This is a genomic window from Rhizobium sp. BK060, from assembly GCF_014193145.1.
GTDB lineage: Bacteria > Pseudomonadota > Alphaproteobacteria > Rhizobiales > Rhizobiaceae > Rhizobium.
This window is the reverse complement of record NZ_JACHYW010000007.1, coordinates 128476-154299: the sequence shown is the minus strand read 5'-3', so window position 1 is coordinate 154299 and position 25824 is coordinate 128476. Positions and strand designations below refer to the sequence as shown.

Genomic DNA, 25824 nt, shown 5'->3' with positions numbered 1-25824 from the left:
TGATGTTGGCGCACCGTTTGATGTCGATCGCGGCATCCCACGTAACCCGGCGCAAAACAGGTGGAGGGCGTCCCAAGCAGTCCTACAGCGTCCAGACATGCGGCGAGGGGCGCCGTGCACCTTTCTTCTCGTCCACCCTCAGCTATTTATCCAAGAACGATCCCGCTTCGACTGGCAGGAGGCGCGCTCCGCCGCCTTTCGGCCGAGAGAACAGCGAGCGCGCCATGCAAGTTCAGGTCGAAACCTTCGTGGACGAAGGTGGTGTCGAAAAGCTCCGACGATTCTACCTCAACGGCCGGCAGGTCGAAGTGGGCGAAAACCTCGATCAGTGGCATGGCGCCGACTACCGATACTTCAAGGTCAGGGGCAGCGAGGGTGACGTTTACATCTTGTATCTGGACGTGCTTCGAACGCAGTGGGCGCTGACGATGTATCAACGTTCGCAATCACCGGACTCGCGCGACGCCATGTGACGTCGACTTTTTTTCAAGTGGGGCATCGGCCCCCGCTTCTCCATGGCTCCAAGCCCATCCCAGAAAAGGTGCTAAGACGGCCCCAAAAACAGCTTTATATCCTTCGGGAGACGAGCCGTTTTGCGAAGAGCCTGACGTTCGACGTCCGTATTCGCATCTCCTCACCGTAGGCCTTTCCAAGCGGCTGTGGAGAGTTAAATATGTGCAATCGTCCTAATCTTGGCCGCTATTGTGATCGCTCTCCGCAATCTTAGGAAATCCTATGAGACTGCCGAAGGGCGGCTTGAAGTCTTGAGAGGGATCGATCTCGATCTCGGCGCGGGAGACAGAGTCGCCCTGACGGGGGAGTCCGGTAGCGGAAAGAGCACGCTCCTGCATCTCGTAGCCGGCCTCGAGCGACCGGACTCAGGCGAGATCGCGATCGGGGGGCGAGACATTTCCAAGCTGAACGACGGGGAACGTGCTGCCTACAGGCGGACAGAAGTCGGCCTCGTATTTCAGCAGTTCAACCTTGTCCCGTCACTAGACGTGGCCGCGAACATCGCTTTCCACGCCAAGCTCGCGGGACGCCACGATCCGCCGTGGGAAGATGAACTCGTGGCGCGCCTCGGAATCGGGACATTGCTCACCAGATATCCCGAGCAGCTTTCCATCGGACAGCAGCAGCGGGTGGCGATTGGACGAACCCTAGCCGCGCGTCCCGGCTTGGTCTTGGCGGACGAACCCACAGGAAACCTGGACGAGGCCAACGGAGACGCTGTCCTGGAACTGATGCTCTCGCTGTCGAAGGAAACCGGATCGACACTGCTCCTGGTGACACACTCGCAACGGCTGGCGGATAGGCTCGACCGGCAGGTGCATTTGCGGTCCGGGACGATCGAATGAAGATGTGGACCGCAGCCACGGCACTTCTGTCCCACTGGCGACGACGACCGCTGCAGCTCGGCGCTCTCTTGTCCGGCCTGGCGCTGGCGACGGCCCTGTGGTCCGGAGTGCAGGCGATCAACGCAGAAGCCCGCGCGAGCTACACCCGCGCCGCGGTTGTGCTCGACCAGAACGGGTTGGCGAACCTGGTTTCTCCAAACGGCAGCTCGATTCCTCAGTCCGCGTTCGTGCGGCTCAGACGGGCGGGCTGGAACGTGTCACCAGTTTTGGAGGGAGACTATCGGTTCGGAGTCACCCGGTTAAGGGTGATCGGCATCGAGCCACTGACGATGCCCGCCCAGACTAACATCGTCGACCTGGGAAATGCCGGAGACTTGCTTTCCTTCATCACGCCTCCGGGCATGCTGTTCGTCTCTCCAGGTACAGCGGAAAAAATGCGAGGACAAACGGATCTCGCACTGCGTGTTTCGGATCGCATGCTGGACGGCGCCGCCTTCATCGACATCGGCTTGGCCCAAAAGCTATTAGGAAGAGAGGGCGAACTCAGTCGGATTGTGATCGCCGAAAACCAACGATCCGGTCTGGAGCCGCTTGAAAAGCTTGTTCCAACGCTCTCAGTTCGCGAGCCGAATGCACAAACCGACGTCGAGCATCTTACCGAGAGCTTCCATCTCAACTTGACGGCCTTCGGTTTTCTCGCCTTCGCGGTGGGGCTGTTCATCGTGTACTCGACGATCGGTCTCGCCTTCGAACAACGGCGGCCGACCTTCAGGACGCTTCGCTGCCTTGGAGTTTCGTTGCGTGCGCTTGCGGCTCTGCTGCTCGGCGAGCTTGTCCTTTTCGCGCTTTTTGCCGGGGCTGTCGGCGTCGCGATCGGATATCTGGTCGCGTCGCTGCTGCTCCCCGGAGTGGCCGCGACCCTCGAAGGACTCTACGGAGCCAGTGTGCCTGGCACGCTTTCCCTGCGTCCGGAGTGGTGGGTTTCTGGTTTTGCCATCGCGATGGCCGGAACATTGGTTTCGTCGGCACAGAGCCTGTTGCGCTTGACGAGGGTGCCTTTGCTCGCGGCCGCCCAGCCCCAGACCTGGGGGCGATCGTGGCAAGCGGGGCGGCGGTTTCAGGTGCTGGCCGCAGCGGCTTTGCTAGCCCTCTCGGGAGCTCTTCTTCTGTGGGCTGAAGGACTCGAGGCGGGCTTTGGCGTTCTTGGCTGTCTTCTGCTCGGGGCGTCGCTACTTCTCCCCACCGTGCTCTCCGGATTCCTCACCTTAATGCAGCGGGCGTCGTCGCGTGCGCTGGTCACGTGGTTCTGGGCCGACGCGCGGCAGCAGCTCCCCGGACTTTCCCTTGCGCTCATGGCATTGCTTCTTGCGCTGGCGGCAAACGTTGGCGTCGGAACCATGGTGTCGAGCTTCCGGCTCACCTTCGTTGGCTGGCTCGACCAACGTCTCGCCGCCGAGCTTTACGTTTCTGCCCGGAACGAGGGCGAGGCAGACAGGCTCAGGAAATGGCTCGCAACGAAGGTGGAATCGGTGTTGCCGATCTCCAGCGTAGATGCCGAGATCCGGGGGCAGCCGATCCAGATCTTCGGTGTCGTTGACGATCCGACCTACAGGAAGCACTGGCCCCTGATCGTTGGCATGCCGGGTGTCTGGGATCGGGTGGCGTCTGGTCAAGGGGTGCTGGTCAACGAACAGTTCTGGAGGCGGGAGCGGCTCCGCATCGGCGATCAGCTGGATTTGGCGAGCGGCTGGAGGGCGGCGGTTGTCGGTGTCTATTCGGACTACGGAAACCCAAAAGGCCAGGTCATCACCGGAATAGACGCCCTGATCTCTCGCTACCCGCAGGTCTCGCGCCTGCGCTACGGTCTGCGGATCCAGCCTGATCAGGTTGCGGACCTACGATCGAGGCTCTCGGACGAATTCGGACTACCACCGGATAACGTCGTCGATCAAGCGGCACTGAAGGAACAGTCACGGCGGATCTTCGATCGCACATTCTCGGTTACTGGCGCGTTGAGCATATTCACGCTTGGGGTTGCAGCGTTGGCTATGTTCTCGAGCCTCCTCACGCTTTCAGAAATGCGGCTCCCGCAGCTTGCGCCCGTGTGGGCCTTGGGGGTTACGAGACGTGATCTCGCTCTTCTTGAAATTCTAAGGACGCTGGTCCTCTGGCTGGCGACATTTGTTGCCGCTTTGCCACTCGGCCTGGCGCTGGCGTGGGTGCTTCTGGCGGTGGTCAACGTCGAAGCCTTCGGCTGGCGTCTGCCTATGTCTATCTTTCCCTATGAGTGGGTTCGCCTCGGTCTAGTCGCGCTCGCCGCTGCGGTCGTTTCCGTATTGATTCCGCTTCGCCGGCTGGCGGGACTCGCACCGTCGGAACTTTTGAAGGTATTTGCCAATGAGCGTTAGATCGACTGTGATCGCTTTTGCGGTGACGACCATGGCCAGCTTGTCCGGGAGCCAAGCGGCCTCCGAGGGTTTTGGTGACCTTGGCTCGCCGGCCGAAGGGTTTTCGGTGCCGAAGCCAGGCCTACCGTTCCGTTTCCCCGCCGACCACGGCCCACATCCGGACTTCCGGATAGAGTGGTGGTATCTAACGGCCAATCTTGAAGCCCCCGACGGAACCCAATACGGAGCGCAGTGGACCCTTTTCCGGTCAGCGCTTGCTCCGGGTGAGGCCAACGAGTGGTCGAGCCCACAGCTCTGGATGGGTCACGCAGCCGTCACCACTTCACAGAACCACTTCGTCGCAGAACGTATTTCACGCGGGGGAGTGGGGCAGGCTGGGGTTGTCGCGGCGCCGTTCTCGGCCTGGATCGATGACTGGCAGATGAAGGGACATGCCGCCCCGGGAGCGGATCAACTGGCCGACCTCAGCCTGACTGCGACCACAGAGGAATTCGGCTACAAACTCCGCCTAATGGCCACAGGCCCGCTGGTGCCACAGGGCGATAACGGCTATTCGCTGAAGTCAGCGAAGGGACAGGCCAGCTACTACTATTCGCAACCGTTCTATGCGGTGACCGGCTCGCTTTCGCTACCGGCCGGGAATGTAGAGGTGACGGGGAAGGCTTGGCTTGACCGCGAGTGGTCGTCACAGCCGCTTGCGCAAGACCAGACCGGTTGGGACTGGTTCTCGCTACATCTCGATACAGGTGAGAAGCTCATGGGCTTCCGTCTGCGAAATGATGGAGAGGGATTTACCTCGGCTACCTGGATCACCGCCGACGGGCGACCGGACCCTTTGCCGGCGGCAGCTCTCAAGATCGTTCCCGTGCGAACCGCCAAAGTCGCAGGGCGTCAAATTCCTGTTTCTTGGAACGTCCAGATTCCCAGTCGCGGCTTTGACGTCACCACCCATCCTCTGAACGATCATGCGTGGATGTCAACGTCCGTCCCGTACTGGGAAGGCCCGATCTCCTTCGAGGGCAGTGTCAGTGGCAGGGGTTACCTGGAGATGACCGGGTACTAGCCCAACCAAGGGGTAGCGGGAAGGTAATGGGGGCAGTTTCTATCGCACCTGCTTTATGATGGAGGCCGCCAGCGCTTGTGCGCTTGCATGTCGCGCATTCCGGGAAGGTGTTGTTCGTCCAGGCCCTTAGGCCAGCAGCGCCGTGCGATTGACGTACTTGAACGAGAATAAGCTGCTCCATCACCCTCTCAAGCCGAACTGTCTCGTGTACGGTAAATATATTATAGTGCCGATACTTCCTGCCGGAGTTCGAGGTGTTCATCATGTCTGATCGAGCTAAGCGCCTTAGAATCCTGAACTTCTGCTTACTATTCGTTGCGATCTCCGTTTCCCTGTTCGCGATTGGCGTCGCAGTGAGGGTGTCAAGAGACTGGAAAACTAATCCGCTGAAAGACATCGATGATGGATACTTCAGTCTATCTGTTGATGACCAAGGGAAAGTGCTGATAAACTATAGTTGTGAAGGCGAGTATTCGCAGATTCAGTATGACGTCGCTACGCGGCAGTACAACGTCAACCCGATCTCGAGCCCCCTTGCCTCGACCATGATCACATGGTTTTCAGAGCGCGATAAAGAACTCTATGGTCTCTCCGCTGGTGCTCCAGTGGCGATAACGGCCGGGGAAGTACTTTTTTCGTGGAGAGCGTTCCAGAGTGATCGATTGGAAGGGATACGGTTCGTCCGGTCAGTCGCGACGAACAAGACCTTTTGGTATGGCGTGGCCACGGTCGGTGGATACTTTGCTGGCGACTATGTCGGCGGTCTTATAAATGTTGGCTGCTACAAGCCAGGGGATCTGACTTGGCTCCAGGGGCTTGATTGGAACGTGATCACGCAGGGCCTATACACGTATACGATGTTGAAGCTTGGGCACTGCATGCAAGATCATAAGTTCTATGTACAGGCCAATATTCCGAGTGAGTACGTCCTAGATGCTGGCATAATCCAGGATGAAATCATGTCACAGACCCTTCCGGTATATCGAAGGTTGCATTTGCCGGTGATGGCTTCTCAAAGCATAAAGCTTCAAGTCGGCTACCAAGCGCAGCCTCCGAAGCTAGAAGAGATACGCAATGCTGATAGTTTGCTCCGCGAATGTTCGAGCGTTGACCAATTTTCGACTTTTTCGGAGCAGCGGCTGGCGGAGGCCGTTTCGGTGATAAAGAAAAATCGCAGAGGACCTTGGGATATGATCAATCCGTTTCTCTTCGAACACCTCGAAAGTGAGGTGACCAAGTCCGACGGTGAGTTGGCCGAGTGAATCGTGATCTCGTCAAGGCAAAGGGCCCATCGTGGGCGGCTTACGTTCCGGGGACACTCAGCGGCAAAAATCCGGGAGCCCGTTTTCCAAATCTGCGCCCAAACGGCTCTCATGGGTGATCGTCAGCTCGTCTCGGCAAAACCCACCACCATGGCGACGCGGTACGCGTCCAAACCGCCGGCGACGTGAAACAGCTGTATCAATTCAGACCGGTTAGCACTCGATAGGCTAGAGTGCTAAAAAATTTCAACTCCCCTCTTGAAACTCCAAAAATCATAAACCAGATCGATCTGAACGCGATGGCGAAAGGATCGGAGCCCCGCGTCGGCTTCGCTCCCTATGCGGCGCGGAGGGAAAATCTGTTTGTCCCTGAGGAGAGCGACATGACGTTCCGTCCCTTGCATGACCGAATCCTGGTTCGCCGCATCGAGGCCGAGGAGAAAACGGCCGGCGGCATCATCATCCCAGACACGGCGAAGGAAAAGCCACAGGAAGGTGAGGTCGTTGCCGCCGGCCCCGGTGCGCGCGACGACAATGGGCAATTGCGACCCCTCGATGTGAAGGTGGGCGATCGCATCCTGTTTGGCAAATGGTCGGGCACCGAAATCAAGCTCAATGGCGAGGATCTCCTGATCATGCAGGAATCTGACGTGATGGGCGTGATCGAGGTCGACGCCGCTGCGAGAAATGCGGCGTAGGGTCGATACCGCCCCCTGCTTACAAGGAATGCTGCCTGAGGAAGGAGTAGAAAAATGGCTGCCAAGGAAGTGAAGTTCCATTCCGACGCCCGCGAGAAGATGCTGGCCGGTGTCGATATCCTCGCCAATGCGGTTAAGGTTACGCTCGGCCCCAAGGGGCGCAATGTTGTTATCGACAAGTCGTACGGCGCACCCCGGATCACCAAGGACGGCGTCACTGTTGCCAAGGAAGTCGAGCTGGAGGACAAGTTCGAGAACATGGGTGCACAGATGGTGCGCGAAGTTGCCTCGAAGACCAGCGACATCGCTGGTGACGGCACCACCACCGCGACAATTCTCGCCCAGGCGATCGTCAAGGAGGGTGCGAAGGCCGTGGCGTCGGGGATGAACCCGATGGACCTGAAGCGCGGTATCGACAAAGCAGTCGAAGCTGTGGTCGAGGAGCTGCAGAAGAACGCCCGTAAAGTTACCAGGAACGATGAGATCGCCCAGGTGGGCACCATCTCGGCCAATGGCGACGCCGAGATTGGCCGCTTCCTTGCAGAAGCAATGGCAAAGGTCGGCAACGAAGGCGTCATCACCGTCGAGGAAGCCAAGACCGCCGTGACAGAGTTGGAAGTCGTCGAAGGCATGCAGTTCGACCGTGGTTATCTCTCGCCGTATTTTGTCACCAACCCAGAGAAGATGCGGGTTGAGCTCGAGGAACCCTACCTCCTGATCCACGAAAAGAAGCTTTCGAACCTGCAGGCGTTGCTGCCGGTCCTCGAGGCCGTGGTTCAGTCCGGGAAGCCTTTGCTTATCATTGCAGAGGACGTCGAAGGCGAGGCGCTGGCGACGCTCGTCGTCAACAAGCTGCGCGGCGGCCTGAAGGTTGCTGCCGTCAAGGCTCCAGGGTTCGGCGACCGCCGCAAGGCGATGCTGGAGGACATAGCGATCCTAACAGGCGGGACCGCAGTCTCTGAGGACCTCGGTATCAAGCTCGAGAATGTGACCCTCAACATGCTTGGCGGCGCCAAGAAGGTCGTCGTCGAAAAGGAAAACACGACGATCGTCGACGGCGCAGGCTCGAAGACGGAGATTCAGGGCCGGGTCGCGCAGATCAGGGCGCAGATCGAGGAAACCACGTCGGACTACGATCGCGAAAAGCTGCAGGAGCGGCTGGCCAAGCTTGCCGGCGGCGTGGCCGTCATCCGCGTCGGCGGCTCGACCGAGGTCGAGGTGAAGGAACGCAAGGACCGCGTCGACGACGCCATGCATGCCACGCGCGCGGCCGTCGAGGAGGGCGTGCTGCCCGGCGGTGGTGTTGCGTTGTTGAGAGCCGTCAAAGCACTGGACACCGTTCAGACCGAGAATGCCGACCAGAGACACGGCATCGACATCGTCCGCCGTGCAATCGAGGCGCCGGTGCGCCAGATCGCCGAGAATGCAGGTGCCGAGGGTTCGATCATCGTCGGCAAGCTGCGTGAGAAGACCGATTTTGGCTACGGCTGGAACGCCCAGACCAACGAGTTCGGTGATCTCTACGATCAGGGCGTGATCGACCCGGTCAAGGTCGTTCGCACCGCGCTGCAGGATGCCGCCTCGATCGCCGGCCTACTGATTACCACCGAGGCAATGGTCGCCGAAAAGCCGAGGAAGGATGTACAGTACCCGCCGATGTCGGCAGGCGGCATGGACTACTAGATCGATCGGCCAGGCCCGGCCCGTCGGGTGGGCCGCTCCCGGAGTGAGACATAAATCCGACGTCTTTGCCAACAAAGGAGGAGGCGTGCTTGTGCGCGAGCGTCGTCAAGAAAGTCTCCAGGACAAGTGGAATTTCCAAGGATCCGGCCGCTATCAGCAACATCTCCCTGGATCTCCAGAGATGGACGGTATCGCTTCCGGTCGAGGGCGGCCTCCCCATCTCTTGATGCCCAAGAGCCCGATCCAGCCTCTGAAAGCCTAAGCCCGGGCCTCCTCACGGGCAGGCGATGCGCTAATCGTTGTGGTACCGCCTTCGAGCAGCCGATCCACGATCATGCGGCCGATCGGGATGGCCGAGGTCGCTGCGGGCGAGGGAGCGTTGCAGACATGCAGCATTCGTTCCGTCTGCTTGAAGAGGAAGTCATGCACCAGGCTTCCGTCGGCCATGACCGCCTGCGCGCGAATGCCAGCCTGTGGCTTTTGCAGGTCATCAATTGTCAGCGAGGGGCAATATTTCCGGCACTCTTTGAGGTAGCGTGCCCGCGATGCGGAATTGGCAAATTCGGAAATCGCCGAACGCCAGTTTTTCCGCGCCATTTTCCAGAAGCCGGCGAATGCAGCCATGCTGCCGACGTCCTTGAGCGCAAAGCTGCCCTTGACATAGCCTTCGCGCGCGAAGCCAAGTACGGCGTTCGGTCCAACCGTCATGCCGCCGTCAATCGTTCGCGTCAGGTGGATTCCGAGGAACGGCAAGTCTGGATCGGGGATCGGATAGATCAGGCGCTGCGTCACCTTCGCCTTGGATGCGGGCAATGCGTAGTATTCGCCGCGGAACGGCACGATCCGATGATCGATCTTCACGCCGGCCATCAAAGCAATGCGGTCGGACTGGAGGCCAGCGCAGGCAATCAGTCTGCAGGCTTCGATAGCTCCGGACGCGCTTTCGATGCGTACCCCGTTTTCGTGTTCGTGAATCGCCCTGACCGCCACGCCGCGCCTGATTTCACCGCCTTGTTCCTCGATCTTTCGTGCCATGGCATGGCACACAATCGCGTAATCGACGATGCCCGTGGAGTGAACGAGAAGGGCGCCGAGACCGGCGATATGGGGCTCGTCGGCTCTCAGTTTTGCGGTCGACAATCTGGTATAGTCGATGCCGTTGTGTCGCGCCCTGTCCTCGAGCGCCTCCATCCGCTGCATCTCCGCATCATCGGTCGCAACCAGCAACTTCCCGCAGGTTTCGAAGGCGATCCGATTTTCATTGCAAAAGCGCTTTGTCGCCTCCGCACCTTCACGGCAGAGTTTCGCCTTCAGTGAGCCTGGGGCATAATAGATCCCGGCATGGATAACACCACTGTTGTGACCCGTCTGGTGCTTGGCAAGTTCGGCCTCTTTCTCCAAGACGACGATGCTGGCGCCAGGTGTTCTTTCCTGCAGCGCCATGGCAACCGCTAAGCCGACGATGCCGCCTCCAATAATGCAATGGTCATACATGCTGCTATCCAAATCCGACGGGTCCGGCATAAAGCTAGCATTCACGCGCTTCGCCGTCTTGCGATCCTTATGGCGTAAGTCGCTCCAGAGACCTTGCGGGAGGCCGCTCCGCTTCGGGCCCTCAGCATCTATTTCTGACGCGCCGACAGCACATTGCGGATGGAGAAACTGGAATTGATACGCAGCACACCGGGCAGGACGGAGAGGATCTCCTTGTGGATCCTTTCGAAGGCACCGGCGCTCTCGACGTCGATACGCAAGAGATAATCTGAGCCGCCCGTCATCAGGAAACATTCGCGAATTTCCGGATATTTGCGGACAGCCGCTTCAAAGCGGTTCAGATACTCCTCTGTCTGGCGCTCCAGAGTGATCTGGATGATCACGGCAATGGCGTCCTCACCAAGTACATCAATAAGCGCCGTATAACCAATTATTATTCCTGCCTTTTCCATGAGTGAAATACGGCGCAGGCAAGCCGAGGCGGACAGGCCGACCTCCTTGCCAAGATCGACATTGGAGATACGCGAGTTCAGGCGCAACTGCCGGATGATTTTCCGGTCGATGGCATCAATCTCATACATTACCACCTCATCTATTCGCGCCGCGCCGCGCCGTCTTGTCACTCAGCGCCGATTGCATCGGCCATCCATCGCATAGGATGTTCGCCCCGAATAGAAGAGAATCGCTTCGTCTGGCAACGGCACGAGAAACCGGAGACCATTGCCTCCCGTTCGCCCTGCAATTGCCCCGACCAGGAAAGGTCAAACGTGCGCCTGCTGAGAGCCTGGTGCCGCTGCTGATGGCCGAACAAACCGGCCATACCGCAGCACCCGGTTGCCGCAACGTCAATCGACGCACCGAGTGCGGCAAAAAGCTTCTTCCAGGCCATTGCTCCGGCGCCGACGCTTTCACTGCAATGAAGGAGCAATTTAGGCGGCAGCCTTGCCGTGGCGAGTTTTGGCAGGACACGCCCGCGGGCGATCTCCTCGTTCAGGAACTCCTGGACCAACTGCAGCGGTTGGCCTGTCAGGCCAGCCTTTAGGTATTCCTGGCGGACCATCATGATGAAGGCCGGATCGACCCCTACCATCGGTCGACCACATGCCGCAACCACGTCGATCGCGGATCGCAGCTTGCGTGCCTGCCTGAAAAAGCGGGTTCTGTCGCCGAGCACGTGGGCCGCCTTTCCGCCCGGCAGCATGGAGACGAAGACAGGGCGATAGCCAAAGCCACGAAGGCCGTCCGCAAGTGCCATCGCGGCCTGGCTGTCGAAGAGGGCCGTAAACGGATCCTGCCAGACGAAGACCGTATCTTCATGCCATTGGCGCTGCGCGATCACCTCGGCGCAAAACGTCTGATACCCGCCTATGCCCACATCATTAAAGGCAATGAGGGGAAGGTCATGCAGACCCGTGACCTTCTCCATGAGCGGGTTGAACACCCTTGCAAAAACCGCCGCCAGCTTCCTGTGCCGGGCCAAAACCGGCGAGTATTCCTCCAGCAACAGCGCTACCCTATCGGCCAGCGATCGCCGGCGTTTCCGATAAAACCGCTCGAGGAAGTGCGATTTCATCTCTGGTATGTCGACCTGCACCGGACAGCTCGTGGCGCAGGCCTTGCAGCCGAGGCATCCGTCGAGTGCGGACAGGACATCGCTCTCCAGCTCTTTGGTCGCATGACCTTGCCTGTGCGCCTGGTGCCAATGCCTTAGAGCGTCGGCGCGGCCCTTCGGAGAGTGGCGCAGGTCCCGCGTCGCCTTGAACGAGGGGCACATGACATTGCTGCGCTGATAGCTCAAACACTGAGCATTGCCATTGCACTTGAAGGCAAGGCTGAGAGGATCGTTCTCGTCGGTGTTGACGCTGCGAAACGGGGTTGTCCCAATGCCCATCAGGGACCCCGGATCACCGACGAGCTTTCCCGGATTGAAACGATGCCGCGGATCGAACGCGCGTTTGACCCGGCCAAACGCATCATATGCGGCAGCACCGACGAACTCTGCCAAGTAGGCGCCACGCACGCCCTTGCCATGCTCTCCCCAGAAAATACCGCCATGCCGGCGCGTCAAGTCGAAGACGCCATCCGAGATCGCCTTCATGATGACCCGGTCTTCCTCGCGATCGATATCGAGCGCGGGACGGATATGCAGGCAGCCGACATCAACGTGCCCGTACATGCCATAGTTCAAGCCGTGTCTGTTCAGCAGCGCTGTGAAGTCCTTGACAAAGGCTGCAAGGTTTTCGACAGGCACCACGCAGTCCTCGACAAAGGCAATCGGTCGGCGCGTGCCACTGACCTTACCGAGCAAGCCAACACTTGCCGCCCTGACCTGCCAGAGTGCTGCCATTTCGATATCGTCAACCGCTACGTGGCTTGCGATTGCGCCGGCAAGCGTCAGCGCGCGCTCCCGCAGGGCTTCGACCCGCCGTATCAGATCTGCCTCGTCGTCCCCGACGAACTCGACGAAATTGTAGGCGATCGGCTGACCGTCGCGAGCCCGCAGGCTGGCAGGCAGTGCTTGCAGAATTCCGGCCTTGTCGGCCAGACCCTGTACCCATTCGTCCATGACTTCAATTGCCAACGGATCATGCGCGAGGAGGGCGCTACCAGCATCCAGTGCCGCAGCGAATGTCTTAAAGCCGATGACAACCAATCGCTTGAATTTTGGCTTGCGCAACAGGCGCAAGCGCACCCGTGTGACGAGGCCGAGCGTACCCTCCGCACCGATCGGCAGGCGCCACCATTCGAGGTCGCCTTTAGGCGGCTTCGCCCGTTCGAGATCATAGCCCGTAAACCTGCGCGAAAGTGCCGGGACCCGGCCAAGCAGAGCATCGCGACCCGACCTACATGCCGCTTCAATCTCCAAGAGCATTGTCTTTGCCCAATCAGGTGTCGGCGCATCACTGTCCAGTGTTCGGCCGCCATCGAGGACGATCTCCATTCCAAGCACGTTGTCGCTGGTCTTGCCGTAGCGCCTCGACCCTTTTCCGGATGCATCCGTGCTCACCATGCCGCCGATCGTACAGCGGCTTGCCGTCGAGGTCGTGGGCGCGAAGAACAGACCAGTTCCCACCAATTGGGCGTTCAACTCGTCGAGAACGATGCCCGGTTCAACCTCCACCCACTGCTCCTCAACGTTCACGTTAAGGAGGCGGTTCATGTATTTTTGAAAATCGACGATGATGCCGGCGTTCAGGCTCTGGCCGTTGGTGCCGGTGCCTCCTCCGCGTGCTGTTACCGGAACATCACACAGATCCTCGGCTTCAAGGACGCGCATCAACCGTTGAACATCCTCGGCATCGCGCGGAGCAACGACGATATCCGGCATCATGGTGTAAATGCTGTTGTCCGTGGACATGGCCGCGAGCAGTGCGGCATCGGCGGCGGTGTCGCCCCGAAATCCTGCGTCAGAAAGTAATGCAGGAAGCCGTTGAAGAGCAACACGATAGGAAATTTTCCTTATAGTCTGGTTCAGCATCGCGGTAGGTCCGGAGAAATCGAGGGATCCTGCATTGAACCACAAACAAGCAGTTCGTATAATTAGAAAGATATGAAAGTTTTTTCGGAAAATACGAATATAGGCCTTCGCCATCTTCGCGCAGCGCTAACGGTGATGGAGGAGGGATCCTTCAGCCGGGCAGCGCAACGGCTTGGCGTCGTGCCCTCGGCCCTGACCGAGACGATCCGGATGCTTGAGCTGGAGTGCGGGACGGCGATCTTCGACCGAAAGACGCGCCCTGTGAGAGCAACAGAAGCTGGCCAGGCGTTTCTGGAGGGCGCGCGCGATCTTCTCGATCGTTTCGAGCTTTCGCTGACCAACCTCAGACAGGTCGGCGGTCTCAAACGTGGCCGTGTGGCAATTGGCGCCGCACCGTCGGCCGTCCTGGCCCCACTATCGGAGGCGATTAGGACGTTTCGCATCGACCATCCGGCCATTGACATTATCGTCCATGATGACGTGGCCGAACGGCTGGCGGGCATGGTGGTGAACAGAACGCTTGATTTCGCGCTGGCTGGACCGGGCTTTGAATCGGCCGAATTGGAGGGAAGAAAGATCAGCGAGGACCCGTTTGGTCTCGTCTGCCACAGAGATCATCAGCTTGCACGGTCGTCGCGTCCGGTTATCTTGGCCGATATCAATCCGGAAGATGTGATCGCGCTCGACGGACAGGCCGGCATTGCAAGGATGCTTGCCGATTGCCCCGAATTGCCGCCGAGCCTGACGATCGGCCGTATCCAAACGTTCAGCACCATTGCGCAGTTGACCTTGATCAGCCGCAACGCCGGCGTGGCGCTGTTGCCACAGCAGGCAGCGAAGGTCATCCAGAGCGATGAAATTGTCTTTCGCGCGATTGCCGATTTTCGGCTCGTCCGCTCGCTCTATCTGTTGACCCGCAGCCGCTCTAGTCTGCCGCCAGCCGCAGAGCGCTTCATCAGCTATCTCCTGTAATCGATCGCCGCACGAAACGTTCAATAGCTTGAAGAAAATTGCAAGAACGCAGCCGCAATTGTTTGTTTCTATGAAGAATTGAACGAAAAATTCGTTCACTGGCCGATATCCTTGCCGCGTGCAATTTTGGGCCGGTTCATGAACAGCAACACCGTCAATGTTACGCTCGCCACCGACGACGGATGCGGCGTTCTTCAATCGACCTTGGCGCCGTCGAGAGGGGCTGTTGCCGAGCATGGGACGCGTGTCGATGGCAGCATAGCAATCGGCATCAATGTGCTGGCGGAAAAGGCAAACTGTTCTCAGTACACCGGTGATACTTGGCAAACATCAAAGTTTGGCGATGATGGCTGAAGACACCGATACCATCTCCTTCAAAAACTCCCACCCATTTGGGCCATCGTTACATCTGATCTGACTTTTCTGGGGTTCACTATGAAGATCACCGTGCTTGGTGCCGGCGTCATCGGCATTACCACTGCCTACTATCTGGCGAAATCGGGACACGAGGTAACAGTGTTGGAGCGCCAGGGCGGACCGGCTCTGGAGACCAGCTACGCCAATGCCGGTGAGATCTCGCCCGGTTATGCATCGCCCTGGGCAGCGCCCGGAATTCCTCAGAAGGCCGTCAAATGGCTTTTCATGAAGCATGCGCCGTTGATCATACGTCCAACATTCGACCCAGCCACCTGGGCCTGGGTGACGGCAATGCTGCGCAACTGCACTTCAGCGCGCTACGCCATCAACAAGAGCCGGATGGTCCGTCTTGCCGAATACAGTCGCGATTGCCTGATCGAGCTCCGTGGCGAGACCGGCATCCCCTACGACGAGCGGATGCAAGGGACACTACAGCTCTTTCGCACGCAAAAGCAGCTCGATTCGATCACCAAGGACATCGAGGTTCTCACTAAAGACGGCGTGCCGTTCCAGGTACTCGATCCGGCTGGATGCGTCGCGGCCGAGCCGGGACTGGCGCCGGTGAAGCATAAGATCGTCGGCGGTTTGCGTCTGCCCAACGATGAAACGGGCGACTGTTTCAAATTTACAAATGAACTCGCAAAGCGTGCAAAGGCATTGGGCGTGCGCTTCATCTACGGCGCAGACGTCCACAAGCTGCGCATCGAGAACAACCGGATCAGGGCAGTGGAAACCTCGCACGGCGCGTTTGACAGCGACGTCTTCGTGGCCGCCTTTGGCAGTTTCACGCCAATCTTGTTGAAGCCGCTCGGACTGAAGGTACCAATATACCCGGTGAAGGGATACTCAATCACGGTTCCGATCGTCGACGAGAGCCGGGCGCCTGTTTCGACGATCATGGACGAAACCTTCAAGATTGCCATCACCCGTCTCGGTGATCGGATCCGTATAGGAGGCATGGCCGAAATCGCCCGTTTCAACAAGGACTTGCCGCCGACTCGTAAGGAAACACTTGCACATTCAGTTGAGGATCTGTTCGGTGGAGCAGGGGATCAGAGCAAGGCGCAGTTCTGGTGCGGCCTGCGCCCGATGACACCCGATGGAACGCCAATCATCGGCAAAACGGCCTACGACAACCTCTACCTGAATTCCGGGCATGGCACGCTTGGCTGGACGATGGCCTGCGGCTCCGGCCGTGTGCTGACGGATCTTATCAACAGGGCAAAACCGCAAATATCGACCGAGGGACTGGGTCTCGGCCGCTATGGCTGACCTATGCCCGGAATTCGTACGCGATCTTGATAAAATGCCGGCGCTACAGAATATGGCGCCGGCATTTTTATGAACTGGCCGCTCAGCGTGCTGCCCAGTTCGCACCGCGTCGGAAAATCGTCTTCATCTCAGGCACCGAGAATTCCTTGGCCTGATGGCCAAGCGAGGAATAAAAGACACGTCCCTTGCCGTATTTGCGCTTCCAGGCGACGGGCATCACCACGCCGTCGATCCAGTAGGCGTGGTCGCCGGTGAACCTCGTCGTCGCCAGCACCTCGTTCGAAGGATCGACATGCATGTAGTACTGCTCGGAGGTGTAGGGGAAGTCGCTGATGCCCTCCATGACAGGATCGTCGGGCCGGGTGATGTTGACCGTGTAGTCGATGATATTGCCGGGATGTGCGACCCACTGGCCGCCGATGATGAACTGGTATTCGACGCATTCACGGAAGCTGTCGCCAGCGCCGCCATGGTAGCCGGCAATGCCGACGCCACCCTCGATCGCAGCCGCAAGGTTCTTGATCTCTTCCTTTTCGATCTTCGACATCGTCACGATCGGCACAACGAGGCTGAGATCATGGACAGAGGGGTCTGCAAAGGCCTCGGTCGTGTGCTCGACGTAGACCTTGAACCCATCCTCCTCCAGCATGTCCTTGATAATTGCGGCGCATTCCTGCGGCTCGTGGCCACTCCATCCGCCCCAGACGATCAGTGCTTCACGCATACTCTTCCTCCTGATGATTACTTGGCCAAGCGCCCGTCGACGAGCGACTGGGACAGCGGCATGGGCCGCTCGGTTTGAGTGGTGATGGCGACCGTGCGTCCGCTCTTAGAGGCCGTGTGGAAGGCTTCCATCACCTCAAGGACATGCAGAGCCAGATCGCCGTTGGCACGATGCGGCCGGTTCGAGCGGATGGCGTGGGCGAGATCCGCGACACCGATCGAGCGATAGTTGCCGTCGCCATATGGTGCTGTCAGTGGCTGCTGCTCAAATGCCCCACCCTTCTTCAGCAGTTCCACGTCACCGCCGAAGTGGTTGGGATCAGGCACAATCAGCGTGCCTTCGGTCCCGTAAATTTCGAGCGGCACGTGCTTGTGGCCGGCGACGTCGAAGCTCATGCTGATCTGTACGACCGCGCCATTGGCGAAGGCCATGAGACCGGCGACATGGGTGGGAACATGCACCGGAATATGGTCGCCGTTTCTCGGTTCGCTGGTGATGACGCGCTCTTTGCGCGGCGTGACCGCAAAGCCGGCCACTTGTGCGACCGGTCCGAAAAGATTGACGAGATCTGTGATGTAATAGGGCCCCATGTCGAGCATCGGTCCGCCGCCGACCTCGTAATAAAAGGCCGGATTTGGATGCCAGCGCTCGTGGCCCGGGCACATGAAGGTCGCCGTTCCGCCGACCGGTTGGCCAATGACGCCTTGATCGATGAGTGTGCGTGCGGTCTGGTGTCCGCCGCCCAGAAAGGTGTCGGGCGCAGCACCGATGCGCAAACCCTTGGCTTTTGCGGCCTCCGCAAGTCGTTTGCCTTCCGCGAAGTTGATACCAAGCGGCTTTTCCGAATAGGCGTGCTTACCCGCCTCGAGCGCCTGCAGACCAACCGCGACATGTGCCTTGGGTACCGTCAGATTGACGATGATCTCGACCTTCGGGTCGGCAAACAGTTCATCGATCTTTTTTGCGGGCACGTCGAACTCGGCGGCCTTTGCCACAGCCATATCGTGGTTGAGGTCAGCCACGGCGCGGACGTCAAGGATAGGAAAGGACGCCATCGCCTTCAGATAGGCGCCGGAGATGTTGCCGCACCCAATGATGCCGATACCGACTCGTTCCATGATTTCCTCCCGTTGGATGTCGTGAATTTGCAGCTTAGAGCGCCGGACCGGTGGTGTTCCACGGCGACTCGTAGAGTTCGTAAAGCGCCACAGCGGCGGCCCCTTGCGCCCAGAAGTCGTCGGTCGAATCGTCGAAGACGAGTTCGGCAACACCCTTCAGAGACGGCGGAACGGCGAGCGCATAGGCGTTTCGCAGGCTGTCGAGAAACGGCTCCCCGAGTGCGAGGCTGGAGCCGACAAGGATAACCCGCGGCGGCGCAAACAAGGTAACGATATTGGCGATTGCCACACCGACGGCTTCGCCGGCGCGGATTGCGGCGTTGATCAAGGTGTTGTCTTCGGCCTTGATAAGCGCCTGGGCATGCGTCATTCCCCGTCCAAGCCGGATGGCCTCGGCGAACCGGCCGCTGGCCGGTTGCTCACCGAGAATCTCGCTTTCGCCGGCCTGGCTCGACAGTCGCACGATGCCGCGCGGCCCCATGCCGAGCACCAAATCGCCAAGATTGTGGCTGAGGCCGCCGGCGCCACGAAAAAGCTGATTGTCGTGGAGCACGCCCAGTCCAAGTGTTTGCTCCAGGGAGATCAATACCATGTCCTCCAGATCGCGCGCCTTGCCAAACCAGTGGTGGGCAAGCGTGATCGCATGTGCATCGCTTTCCACGATGGTCGAGGTATTGAGCCGGGCAGTCATTTCGCTGGCAAAGTCGACATTCATGTCGCGAAAGATCGGGCTACTGCGGACATGGCCGGTGCGGTGCTCGATCACACCGGGAAGACCAAGGCAAACAGTATCGACATCCTCGAGCGATAGCCCGGCATCGACCACGCAACGGCGCACACCATCCTCGACGAGGTCGGCGATGACCCCGATCGGCTGACGATCGATGCGAATGGGAAGAGTGAGTTTCGACAGCACGTCTCCGCGAAAATCAGTCACGACGAAAACGAGGCGGTTGGCCGCAATCTTCGCGCCAACCACTCTTGCTGCATCCGGATTGAGTTCGAGCATGACGCGCGGTCTGCCGCGGGCCGCCTCGTTGCGAATATCCCCCTCGTGGCGCGGCAGGATGAGACCGTCATCGAGCAGCGAGGCCGTGATCGCTGACACCGTCGTTGTTGACAACTGGGTTCGCTCGCTGATCTCGACACGCGATATCGGGCCGTGACGGCGGATCGTATCCAGCACGTTCAAGCGGTTGATCGCGCGCATCAATTCGGGATCTGCGGTCTTCATGTGGTCTTGCCGGCTCTTCAGTATCCCGCAAGGCGCGGGGCTTATATTTTCAACGGTATGCGAATTAAATAGCGCGTCGGCGACCCTACCTGTCAAGGCAAATCTGCCAATTTCAGCCGGGGGAGTTGACATTCGCCAAAACCTCCCGATGATTTAATCCGCATAAGGGAAAAATTGAAGAGGACGATTTTTGCCCTTACTGGAGGAGAAATCATGTTTGACCATATGAAGGCAAAGGCCTTGCTTCGCAGCCGTTTCATTGCCCGCTCCGCGGCCACTGGGCTGGCGCTCCTGATTGCTGCGGGAAGTGCCGCAGCCGACACGACCGTCAAGTGGCTGCATCTTGAAATCGACCCGAACTATCTGGCGGTTTGGAAAAAGATCGCTGAAAAATACGAGGCTGAGCATCCTGGCGTAAAGATTGAGATGCAGTTTCTGGAAAACGAAGCCTTCAAGGCGAAGCTTCCGACGCTGCTGCAATCGAGCGATGCCCCGGATCTATTTTTCAGTTGGGGCGGCGGCGTGCTGAAGCAGCAGCTTGCCACCGGTACACTGATGGACTTGACCGAAGCCATGAAGGCCAAGGATGGCGCCTGGCTGAAGAGCTATAATCCGGCATCGATCAACGGCCTGAGCTTCGAGGGCAAGATCGGTGCAGTTCCCTACAAGATGGGCACGGTTTCCTTCTTCTATAACAAGCAGATGTTTGCAAAGGCGGGCGTCGACGCAGCGTCCATCAAGTCGTGGGACGATTATCTCGCTGCCGTCAAAAAGCTCAAGGATGCCGGCATCGTGCCGATTGCAGGTGGCGGCGGCGAAAAATGGCCGATCCATTTCTACTGGAGCTACCTGGTCATGCGCGACGGTGGCCAGAAGGTCTTCGATGCGGCCAAGAACGGGCAGGGCGAAGGCTTCAACGATCCGGCCATCATCAAGGCGGGCGAACAACTTGCTGAACTCGGCAAGCTCGAGCCGTTCCAGCCGGGCTACCTCGGTGCGACCTGGCCGCAGGCGCTTGGCGTCTTCGGTGACGGCAAGGCCGCGATGATCCTCGGTTTCGAAAACACCGCTGCCAACCAACGCACCAATTCCGGCGACGCAAAGGGCCTCGATCCCGACAATATCGGCCGCTTCGCGTTCCCTGCCGTCTCCGGCGGTTCTGGTGCTATAACCGACACGCTCGGCGGCTTGAACGGCTGGGCGGTCACGAAGAAGGCTCCACCCGAAACGCTTGATTTTCTTGCCTATCTGACAAACGCCGAAAACGAGCGCGAAATGGCCAAGGCCGGCATGCTCATCCCGGTCGCCGTCGGCGCTGAGGACGGAGTGACCAATCCGTTGATGCATCAAGCCGCCGAACAGCTCGCACATTCGACGTGGCACCAGAACTTCTTCGATCAGGATCTCGGCCCGTCCGTTGGCCGTGTGGTCAACGATGTCTCCGTTGCCATCGTATCTGGCCAGATGAGCCCTGCCGATGGCGCTCAGCAGATCCAGGAAGCCTTCGAGCAGGATCAACTCTGACCAAGACTATCTCGGCGCGGAGCAAGTATCCGCGCCGCCCTCAATCTGAATCAAGGGGATCGGCCTCCATGACCACCATCAGCGCGACAAGCCTCGTCCGTGCGCGCCCGACTGTCAGGTCGTCGGCGCGCAGCAAGGACCCCAGCCTGGCGCGGCGCCTGCCGGTCCTGCTTCTGTTCCTGCCGCCAGCACTGCTGCTGTTTACGATCTTCGTCATCCTGCCGATGGGGGAGGCGGCCTGGTACAGCCTTTACAAGTGGGATGGTTACGGTCTGCCGACGCAGTTCGTCGGAATGCGAAATTTCGAGGTGCTATTCAAGAACAGCGCCTTCCTGACGGCGTTGAAGAACAATGCCCTGATCATCGTTATTTCGATCCTGATCCAGATACCGCTCGCCATCTGGCTGGCGATGATGCTGGCCCACCGGATCGCCGGCGTGGTTCTCTTCCGCTTGATCTTCTTCCTGCCCTACGTCCTGGCTGAGGTGGCAGCGGGCCTCATCTGGCGCTTCGTCTATGACGGCGACTATGGCTTGTTTGCCTCCGCTGCCCACCTCATCGGCGTCGAGACCCCCTATGTCCTGGCCGACAAGGACCTGGCGATTTATGCAGTGCTGGCGGTCGTCGTCTGGAAGTACTTCGGCTTCCACATGATGCTCTTCATCGCAGGGCTGCAGTCGCTTGACAAGAGCGTGCTGGAGGCTGCCGAAATCGACGGCGCGAGCGGCTGGCAGCGGTTCCGCTATATCACACTGCCGCTTCTTGGCTCGACCGTCCGCCTGTCCGTCTTCTTCGCAGTCGTCGGCTCGCTGCAGCTCTTCGACCTCATCATGCCGCTGACGGGCGGCGGGCCGTTCAACGCAACGCAGACCATGGTCACCTTCCTGTTCAACTTCGGCGTCACGCGCATGCAGGTCGGCCTCGGCAGTGCCGTCGGCGTCGTCCTGTTCGTGATCTGCGTGACGCTTGCCTTCGGTTACAAACGGATATTCATGCGCAATGACTGACATGGCCTCAACCGCCCGGATTGCGACCGGCACAAAGATCTACCTCTACGTCTCGCTGACGATCATCGCCGCGATCGTGTTGGTGCCGCTGCTGACGACAGCGCTTGGCGGCTTCAAGGATCTCGGCGACCTGCGCACCAACCCCTTCGGGTTGCCTGTCGCATGGCATCCGGAGAACTACACCGACATTCTCTTCGGCGATCGCTACTGGCGGCAGATGATGAATTCGCTGATCATCGCGACATTGAGCGTCTGTCTGACCGTTTCGGTCTCAGCCATGGCTGCCTTCACCTTCGCGCACGTAAAGTTCTTCGGCGCCGGCTTCCTGCTCAACTATTTCCTGATTGGCCTGATGTTCCCGGCTGCGACTGCCATCCTGCCCCTCTTCATCCGGATCCGTGACCTTGGCCTGTTGAATTCATACTGGGGTGTTGTCCTGCCGCAGGTCTCCTTCGGCCTCGGCATGAGCATTCTCCTGTTCCGGAATTATTTTCGCAACCTTCCGGAAGAATTGTTCCAGGCCGCCATCGTCGACGGATGTGGCTACATCCGGTTTTTCTGGCACATCTCGCTGCCCCTCTCGCGGCCGATCATCGCAACCGTCAGCATCATCTCCTTCGTCGGCAGCTGGAACAGCTACATCCTGCCGCTGATCATGCTGAACTCGGAAACGATGTATCCCTGGCCGCTCGGCATTATGGTTTATCGCGGCGAGTTTGGCACCGCCTGGCAGTTGGTGCTCGCCTTCATCACCTTGACGATCATGCCGACCATCATCGTCTTCTTCCTGGCGCAGAAGCATATCATCGCCGGCTTGACCGCGGGCGCAGTCAAGTCCTGATCCGAACCCTTCAAACTGGACCGTTTTTGGTTAGAGTTTTCCGGTTATTTTTCCTCGCCGGGAAACGAACGGAAGACGCGATCGAAGCACATCAATCCAGGTCCGAGGGCGGTCCTTGCTGCGATCAAGGTGCATCAAGCATGATCTCTTGCCGTGGATGATCATGCGTCGGAGACAGATCCTGCTTGCCTCCGTCGAGTCTTGGCGCGCAACCACCCCTAGCCAGGCAAAGACATCACGCGCCTTTGAGAAGCGTGCTGCAGTTGTTGGCGGTTGGCGTCAGATCTTGACGAGCATGGCGGTCACATACATGAACGCCAGTCCGGCCGCGATGCCGCCGAACGCTGTAGGGCTGAGGACCTGCGCGTAGTCCCCACGGTTGCCGTTCCTTGCGAGCAACGCCGTGACTTCGACGATAACCTGCGCGATAGCGCCGGCGCCAATCGCCAGGGCGATTGCGGTCCAGTGCGGGGCGACGGCCAAGCTGCCGAGCCAGATGCCGAGAACAGCAGGACCGCCGGCCAGCAGCGTCAGGCCCACAAAGTGAACGAGCTTTGGCCGGATCTTCAGGATAGGAACGGCGATGCCGATGCCCTCGGTGATATTGTGGAGGGCGAAACCGAGCACCAGGAACGTTCCGAGTCCCGCCGCGCCGGCCGCGAAAGCCGCGCCAATGGCGAGACCTTCGCCGAAATTGTGCAGTCCGATACCGAGGGCGATATATGTCGCGAGCGCGAGGCCCGTCGGAGAGCCGTGGCGACGGCCGACCGCGACCAGCGCCAGGAAACTTGCTGCCGCAACCAGGACGACCATGACGCTTCCCTGGAAGATCGCAGCCGACCGGTTCGCAAATTCCAGCGCCTCGATCATCGTGTCGACAAGCAGGAAGGCGAGCAGCCCGACCGTCATGGCCAGCAGAAAGGTCATCGTGCCACGGCCGGCGCCACGAAGCGCCGGGTAGCAAAGCAATCCGATCGCGACGGGCAGGATTCCGACGAAGGCACCAAGGACGGCTTGAGACACCAACGCGCCTTGGCTGGCCTTGGGCGTCGGGACGGCAACCGGGATCTCATGATCGAAGGTGGCGCCCGTGTTGGTGACGAACGTGACCTTGTGCGCTTCGCCGAGAACCCAAGGGAAGGGGAGCGCCACCCAGGCCGTGTCGCCGCGGGAGATCGTTCCGGCAGGTTGCTGCTTGAACTGCCAGTAGGCAGCGTCGACCTGTACCTGCGCGATCGTCATCGGCTCCGATCCGCCGGCGCGGACGAGCATCCGCAAGCCGTCCTGATCGAGCACGGTGCGCTCGACGCTCAGGGTTTCGACCGGCGGTGCGCCGTTGTTGAAGCCTCGCAGCGGGTCGCTCTGCAACAGCCATAGCACTGCGGCGGCCAACACGACCAACGGTAAAAGAAGCCACAGAAGATGCTGGCGGCTCGGCGCGACCGTGGAGACGGGCAGGAAGTTGCGCGGGGTCTCATTCATGACAGCGTCTCCACAACATCGAACATGCCCATCCAGCCGAGCTCGGTGAATTCGGATTGGTGGGCGTGGAACATGTAAAGCCCGGCTTCATGCTCCTTGAAGGTGAACTCCAGGATGCCGCGCTGGGCCTGGCATTGCGTGATGAGGTCGACCGTCCGCAGCGTCGGCGTCAGCGTCGTTCCCGTGTCGTAGTAGTCGAAGAAGTTCCCATGGAGATGGAACGAGTTGATCGGGTCGAACTCCGTGATGTTCACCAGATAGATGCGCACCGGCCGGCCTTTTTCGATCCTGATCGGCTCCTTGGCGTAGCAATGGGCGATGGTGTTGCAGGCATAGAACTCGTTCTCGCCGTCGAAATTGGTGTCGAAGGCGTTCATGACCATCGCCAGTTCCTGCCATTCGGCATTTTCCGGCGAGCCATGCAGGCGGGACTTCGCCACCTCGGCGTTGTCGGAGTGGAGCGATGGATCGGGATCGATCACGAAGAGGCCGTACATGCCCTTGTGGATGTGCCGGGCAAGCGGCAGGGCGTGGCAGTGATAGAGGTGACAGCCGAAGGGCTTGGCGTCGAACTCGTAGACGAACTCCTCGCCAGGGCCGATGACGCCGGCTCCAGGGACGCCGTCCATACGTGACGAGTGGATGCCGTGGAAATGCAAGGAATGAGGATGCGAGCCGTTATTGATGAGCTTGATGCTCAGCCGCTCCCCCTCAGTCGCCCGAAGGGCGGGACCGGGGACGCGGCCGTTATAGGTCCAGGCGGGAAACATGACGCCGGGTGCGATTTCGATTTCCTTTTCTTCGACGGTGATTTCGAAGCGGCGCAGCTTGCGCCCATCGGGCAGATCGCTCAACTCGCCCGTATACCAGTCGGTGAGCATGCTCGTCGGATCGAACCCGTTGCGGGCATTGTCGACATTTCCAACGGTGATCATCGCGCCGTGCGCGGAATGGTGGGCAGGAGCAATGTCGCCGCTCTTCATGGCGGACACCGCGGCACCATGATCGCCGGAATGGGCCTGTTGAGCCGCCGTGTTGACGGTGCAGATGCTCGTGGCACCGAGTGTTGCGATCCCGCCTCCGAGGAGGCTTCTCCTGCTCAAGGCCGTCTGTGCCCACTTCGACATTTTAGAAGAAGCTCCAATTAGCAATTTAAATGAAATAAAGCATTATAACAGGAATATAGCAAGAGCTATATTTCCCGGCCCGCAGGCAAATGAAGATTGGAAATATAGCCGTTGCTATGTTAGCGTAATGCTCGAGAAAAATTATGAGCAGGCGGAATTGAATTGAACGAGAAGCTTCGTCAGTCGATCGAAATTGAGACTGCGCTTGTCGCAGCCGACACCCAGATGGAAAGCTTCCGGCAGGCGCGGAACAACCGCCGCAGCGAACTCGTGGAAGATTACGTCGAGCTCATCGCCGACCTTCTCGCCGACTGCGGCGAGGCGCGGCAGGTGGATATTGCCCAGCGCCTGGGCGTTGCGCAGCCGACGGTCGCCAAGATGCTGAAGCGGCTGATTGCGGAAGGTTATATCCAGCAGCGCCCGTATCGGGGTGTTTTCCTGACGGGTACCGGCAAGGAATTGGCGCGCGTCAGTCGCGAGAGGCATCAGATCGTGGAATTGTTTCTCTGCTCTATCGGCGTCAGCATAGAGACGGCGCGGATGGATGCGGAGGGTATTGAGCATCACGTCAGTCCTGAAACTTTGGAGGCCATGAAGCGGTTCACGCCCAAGCGACACCTGTAAAGCGATCCCTCAGATGATCGCCGTTTAATTTCCGAGGT

22 protein-coding genes are annotated in these 25824 nt (G+C 59.4%); 14 read left to right on the top strand and 8 right to left on the bottom strand.

The features are described 5' to 3' along the window. Positions 1-224: 224 nt before the first annotated feature. The 7 genes from FHT71_RS10095 to groL all read left to right on the top strand — a co-directional run bounded on the left by FHT71_RS10095 (position 225) and on the right by groL (position 8472). Positions 225-473: a hypothetical protein gene (locus tag FHT71_RS10095; protein WP_007787895.1), complete on the top strand. Its 249-nt coding sequence runs from the start codon at positions 225-227 to the stop codon at positions 471-473. 228 nt (positions 474-701) lie between these two features. Next, on the top strand, positions 702-1358 hold the full coding sequence (locus FHT71_RS10090; RefSeq protein ID WP_132591433.1) for an ABC transporter ATP-binding protein: 657 nt from the start codon (positions 702-704) through the stop codon (positions 1356-1358). Then, positions 1355-3766, top strand: a complete 2412-nt coding sequence (locus FHT71_RS10085) for an ABC transporter permease (protein ID WP_132591339.1) — start codon at positions 1355-1357, stop codon at positions 3764-3766. The genes FHT71_RS10090 and FHT71_RS10085 overlap by 4 nt, the downstream gene beginning before the upstream one ends. Next, complete coding sequence (locus FHT71_RS10080) at positions 3756-4829, top strand: lipocalin-like domain-containing protein (protein WP_132591341.1); 1074 nt, start codon at positions 3756-3758, stop codon at positions 4827-4829. The genes FHT71_RS10085 and FHT71_RS10080 overlap by 11 nt, the downstream gene beginning before the upstream one ends. A gap of 263 nt (positions 4830-5092) precedes the next feature. Continuing rightward, a complete protein-coding gene (locus FHT71_RS10075) occupies positions 5093-6091 on the top strand; it encodes a hypothetical protein (protein ID WP_132591343.1) in 999 nt (332 codons plus the stop codon). 383 nt (positions 6092-6474) lie between these two features. After that, positions 6475-6789, top strand: a complete 315-nt coding sequence (gene groES, locus FHT71_RS10070; protein ID WP_037081550.1) for a co-chaperone GroES — start codon at positions 6475-6477, stop codon at positions 6787-6789. Between the two features lie 54 nt (positions 6790-6843). Then, positions 6844-8472 carry a chaperonin GroEL gene (gene groL / locus FHT71_RS10065; protein WP_132591345.1) on the top strand — a complete coding sequence of 543 codons (1629 nt, stop codon included), beginning with the start codon at positions 6844-6846 and terminating at the stop codon, positions 8470-8472. Between the two features lie 258 nt (positions 8473-8730). Here groL and lhgO read toward each other — a convergent pair whose 3' ends face one another. The 3 genes from lhgO to FHT71_RS10050 all read right to left on the bottom strand — a co-directional run bounded on the left by lhgO (position 8731) and on the right by FHT71_RS10050 (position 13444). Next, positions 8731-9966, bottom strand: a complete 1236-nt coding sequence (gene lhgO, locus FHT71_RS10060) for an L-2-hydroxyglutarate oxidase (protein ID WP_183719605.1) — start codon at positions 9964-9966, stop codon at positions 8731-8733. Positions 9967-10094: 128 nt separating this feature from the next. After that, positions 10095-10547: an Lrp/AsnC ligand binding domain-containing protein gene (locus tag FHT71_RS10055; RefSeq protein WP_007787944.1), complete on the bottom strand. Its 453-nt coding sequence runs from the start codon at positions 10545-10547 to the stop codon at positions 10095-10097. A 38-nt stretch (positions 10548-10585) separates the two neighbouring features. After that, positions 10586-13444 (bottom strand): FAD-binding and (Fe-S)-binding domain-containing protein, encoded by a 2859-nt coding sequence (locus tag FHT71_RS10050; protein WP_132591349.1) that lies wholly within the window; start codon positions 13442-13444, stop codon positions 10586-10588. Positions 13445-13516: 72 nt separating this feature from the next. On the opposite strand from FHT71_RS10050, the gene FHT71_RS10045 reads away from it, so the two are divergent. The 3 genes from FHT71_RS10045 (at position 13517) to FHT71_RS10035 (ending at position 16105) form a co-directional block, all read left to right on the top strand. Beyond that, positions 13517-14416 (top strand): LysR family transcriptional regulator, encoded by a 900-nt coding sequence (locus tag FHT71_RS10045; protein WP_132591351.1) that lies wholly within the window; start codon positions 13517-13519, stop codon positions 14414-14416. A 138-nt stretch (positions 14417-14554) separates the two neighbouring features. Then, positions 14555-14770 carry a hypothetical protein gene (locus FHT71_RS10040; RefSeq protein WP_183719603.1) on the top strand — a complete coding sequence of 72 codons (216 nt, stop codon included), beginning with the start codon at positions 14555-14557 and terminating at the stop codon, positions 14768-14770. A gap of 81 nt (positions 14771-14851) precedes the next feature. Continuing rightward, positions 14852-16105 carry a D-amino acid dehydrogenase gene (locus FHT71_RS10035; protein ID WP_132591355.1) on the top strand — a complete coding sequence of 418 codons (1254 nt, stop codon included), beginning with the start codon at positions 14852-14854 and terminating at the stop codon, positions 16103-16105. Between the two features lie 82 nt (positions 16106-16187). Here the strand turns inward: FHT71_RS10035 and FHT71_RS10030 are convergent, their stop codons facing one another. From FHT71_RS10030 to FHT71_RS10020, 3 genes are read right to left on the bottom strand one after another with little or no spacing between them, the layout of a single operon-like run. After that, positions 16188-16829, bottom strand: coding sequence for a ThuA domain-containing protein (locus FHT71_RS10030; RefSeq protein ID WP_007787952.1), 642 nt, complete (start codon positions 16827-16829; stop codon positions 16188-16190). A 17-nt stretch (positions 16830-16846) separates the two neighbouring features. Then, the gene (locus FHT71_RS10025) at positions 16847-17947 is read right to left on the bottom strand and encodes a Gfo/Idh/MocA family oxidoreductase (protein WP_132591357.1); all 1101 of its coding nucleotides are present in this window, start codon (positions 17945-17947) and stop codon (positions 16847-16849) included. 34 nt (positions 17948-17981) lie between these two features. Then, positions 17982-19181, bottom strand: a complete 1200-nt coding sequence (locus FHT71_RS10020) for an ROK family transcriptional regulator (RefSeq protein WP_037081455.1) — start codon at positions 19179-19181, stop codon at positions 17982-17984. Between the two features lie 213 nt (positions 19182-19394). On the opposite strand from FHT71_RS10020, the gene FHT71_RS10015 reads away from it, so the two are divergent. The 3 genes from FHT71_RS10015 to FHT71_RS10005 all read left to right on the top strand — a co-directional run bounded on the left by FHT71_RS10015 (position 19395) and on the right by FHT71_RS10005 (position 22553). After that, the gene (locus tag FHT71_RS10015; protein ID WP_132591359.1) at positions 19395-20705 is read left to right on the top strand and encodes an extracellular solute-binding protein; all 1311 of its coding nucleotides are present in this window, start codon (positions 19395-19397) and stop codon (positions 20703-20705) included. Positions 20706-20773: 68 nt separating this feature from the next. Next, the gene (locus tag FHT71_RS10010) at positions 20774-21712 is read left to right on the top strand and encodes a sugar ABC transporter permease (protein WP_132591361.1); all 939 of its coding nucleotides are present in this window, start codon (positions 20774-20776) and stop codon (positions 21710-21712) included. Beyond that, positions 21705-22553 (top strand): carbohydrate ABC transporter permease, encoded by an 849-nt coding sequence (locus FHT71_RS10005; RefSeq protein WP_132591363.1) that lies wholly within the window; start codon positions 21705-21707, stop codon positions 22551-22553. Before FHT71_RS10010 ends, FHT71_RS10005 begins: the two co-directional genes overlap by 8 nt. Before the next feature lie 279 nt (positions 22554-22832). Here FHT71_RS10005 and FHT71_RS10000 read toward each other — a convergent pair whose 3' ends face one another. Both FHT71_RS10000 and FHT71_RS09995 read right to left on the bottom strand, forming a co-directional pair. Continuing rightward, positions 22833-24035 (bottom strand): metal transporter, encoded by a 1203-nt coding sequence (locus FHT71_RS10000; protein ID WP_183719601.1) that lies wholly within the window; start codon positions 24033-24035, stop codon positions 22833-22835. Continuing rightward, a complete protein-coding gene (locus FHT71_RS09995; protein WP_183719599.1) occupies positions 24032-25162 on the bottom strand; it encodes a multicopper oxidase domain-containing protein in 1131 nt (376 codons plus the stop codon). Before FHT71_RS09995 ends, FHT71_RS10000 begins: the two co-directional genes overlap by 4 nt. A gap of 162 nt (positions 25163-25324) precedes the next feature. On the opposite strand from FHT71_RS09995, the gene mntR reads away from it, so the two are divergent. Next, complete coding sequence (gene mntR, locus FHT71_RS09990; RefSeq protein WP_183719597.1) at positions 25325-25786, top strand: manganese-binding transcriptional regulator MntR; 462 nt, start codon at positions 25325-25327, stop codon at positions 25784-25786. The last annotated feature ends 38 nt before the right edge of the window (positions 25787-25824 follow it).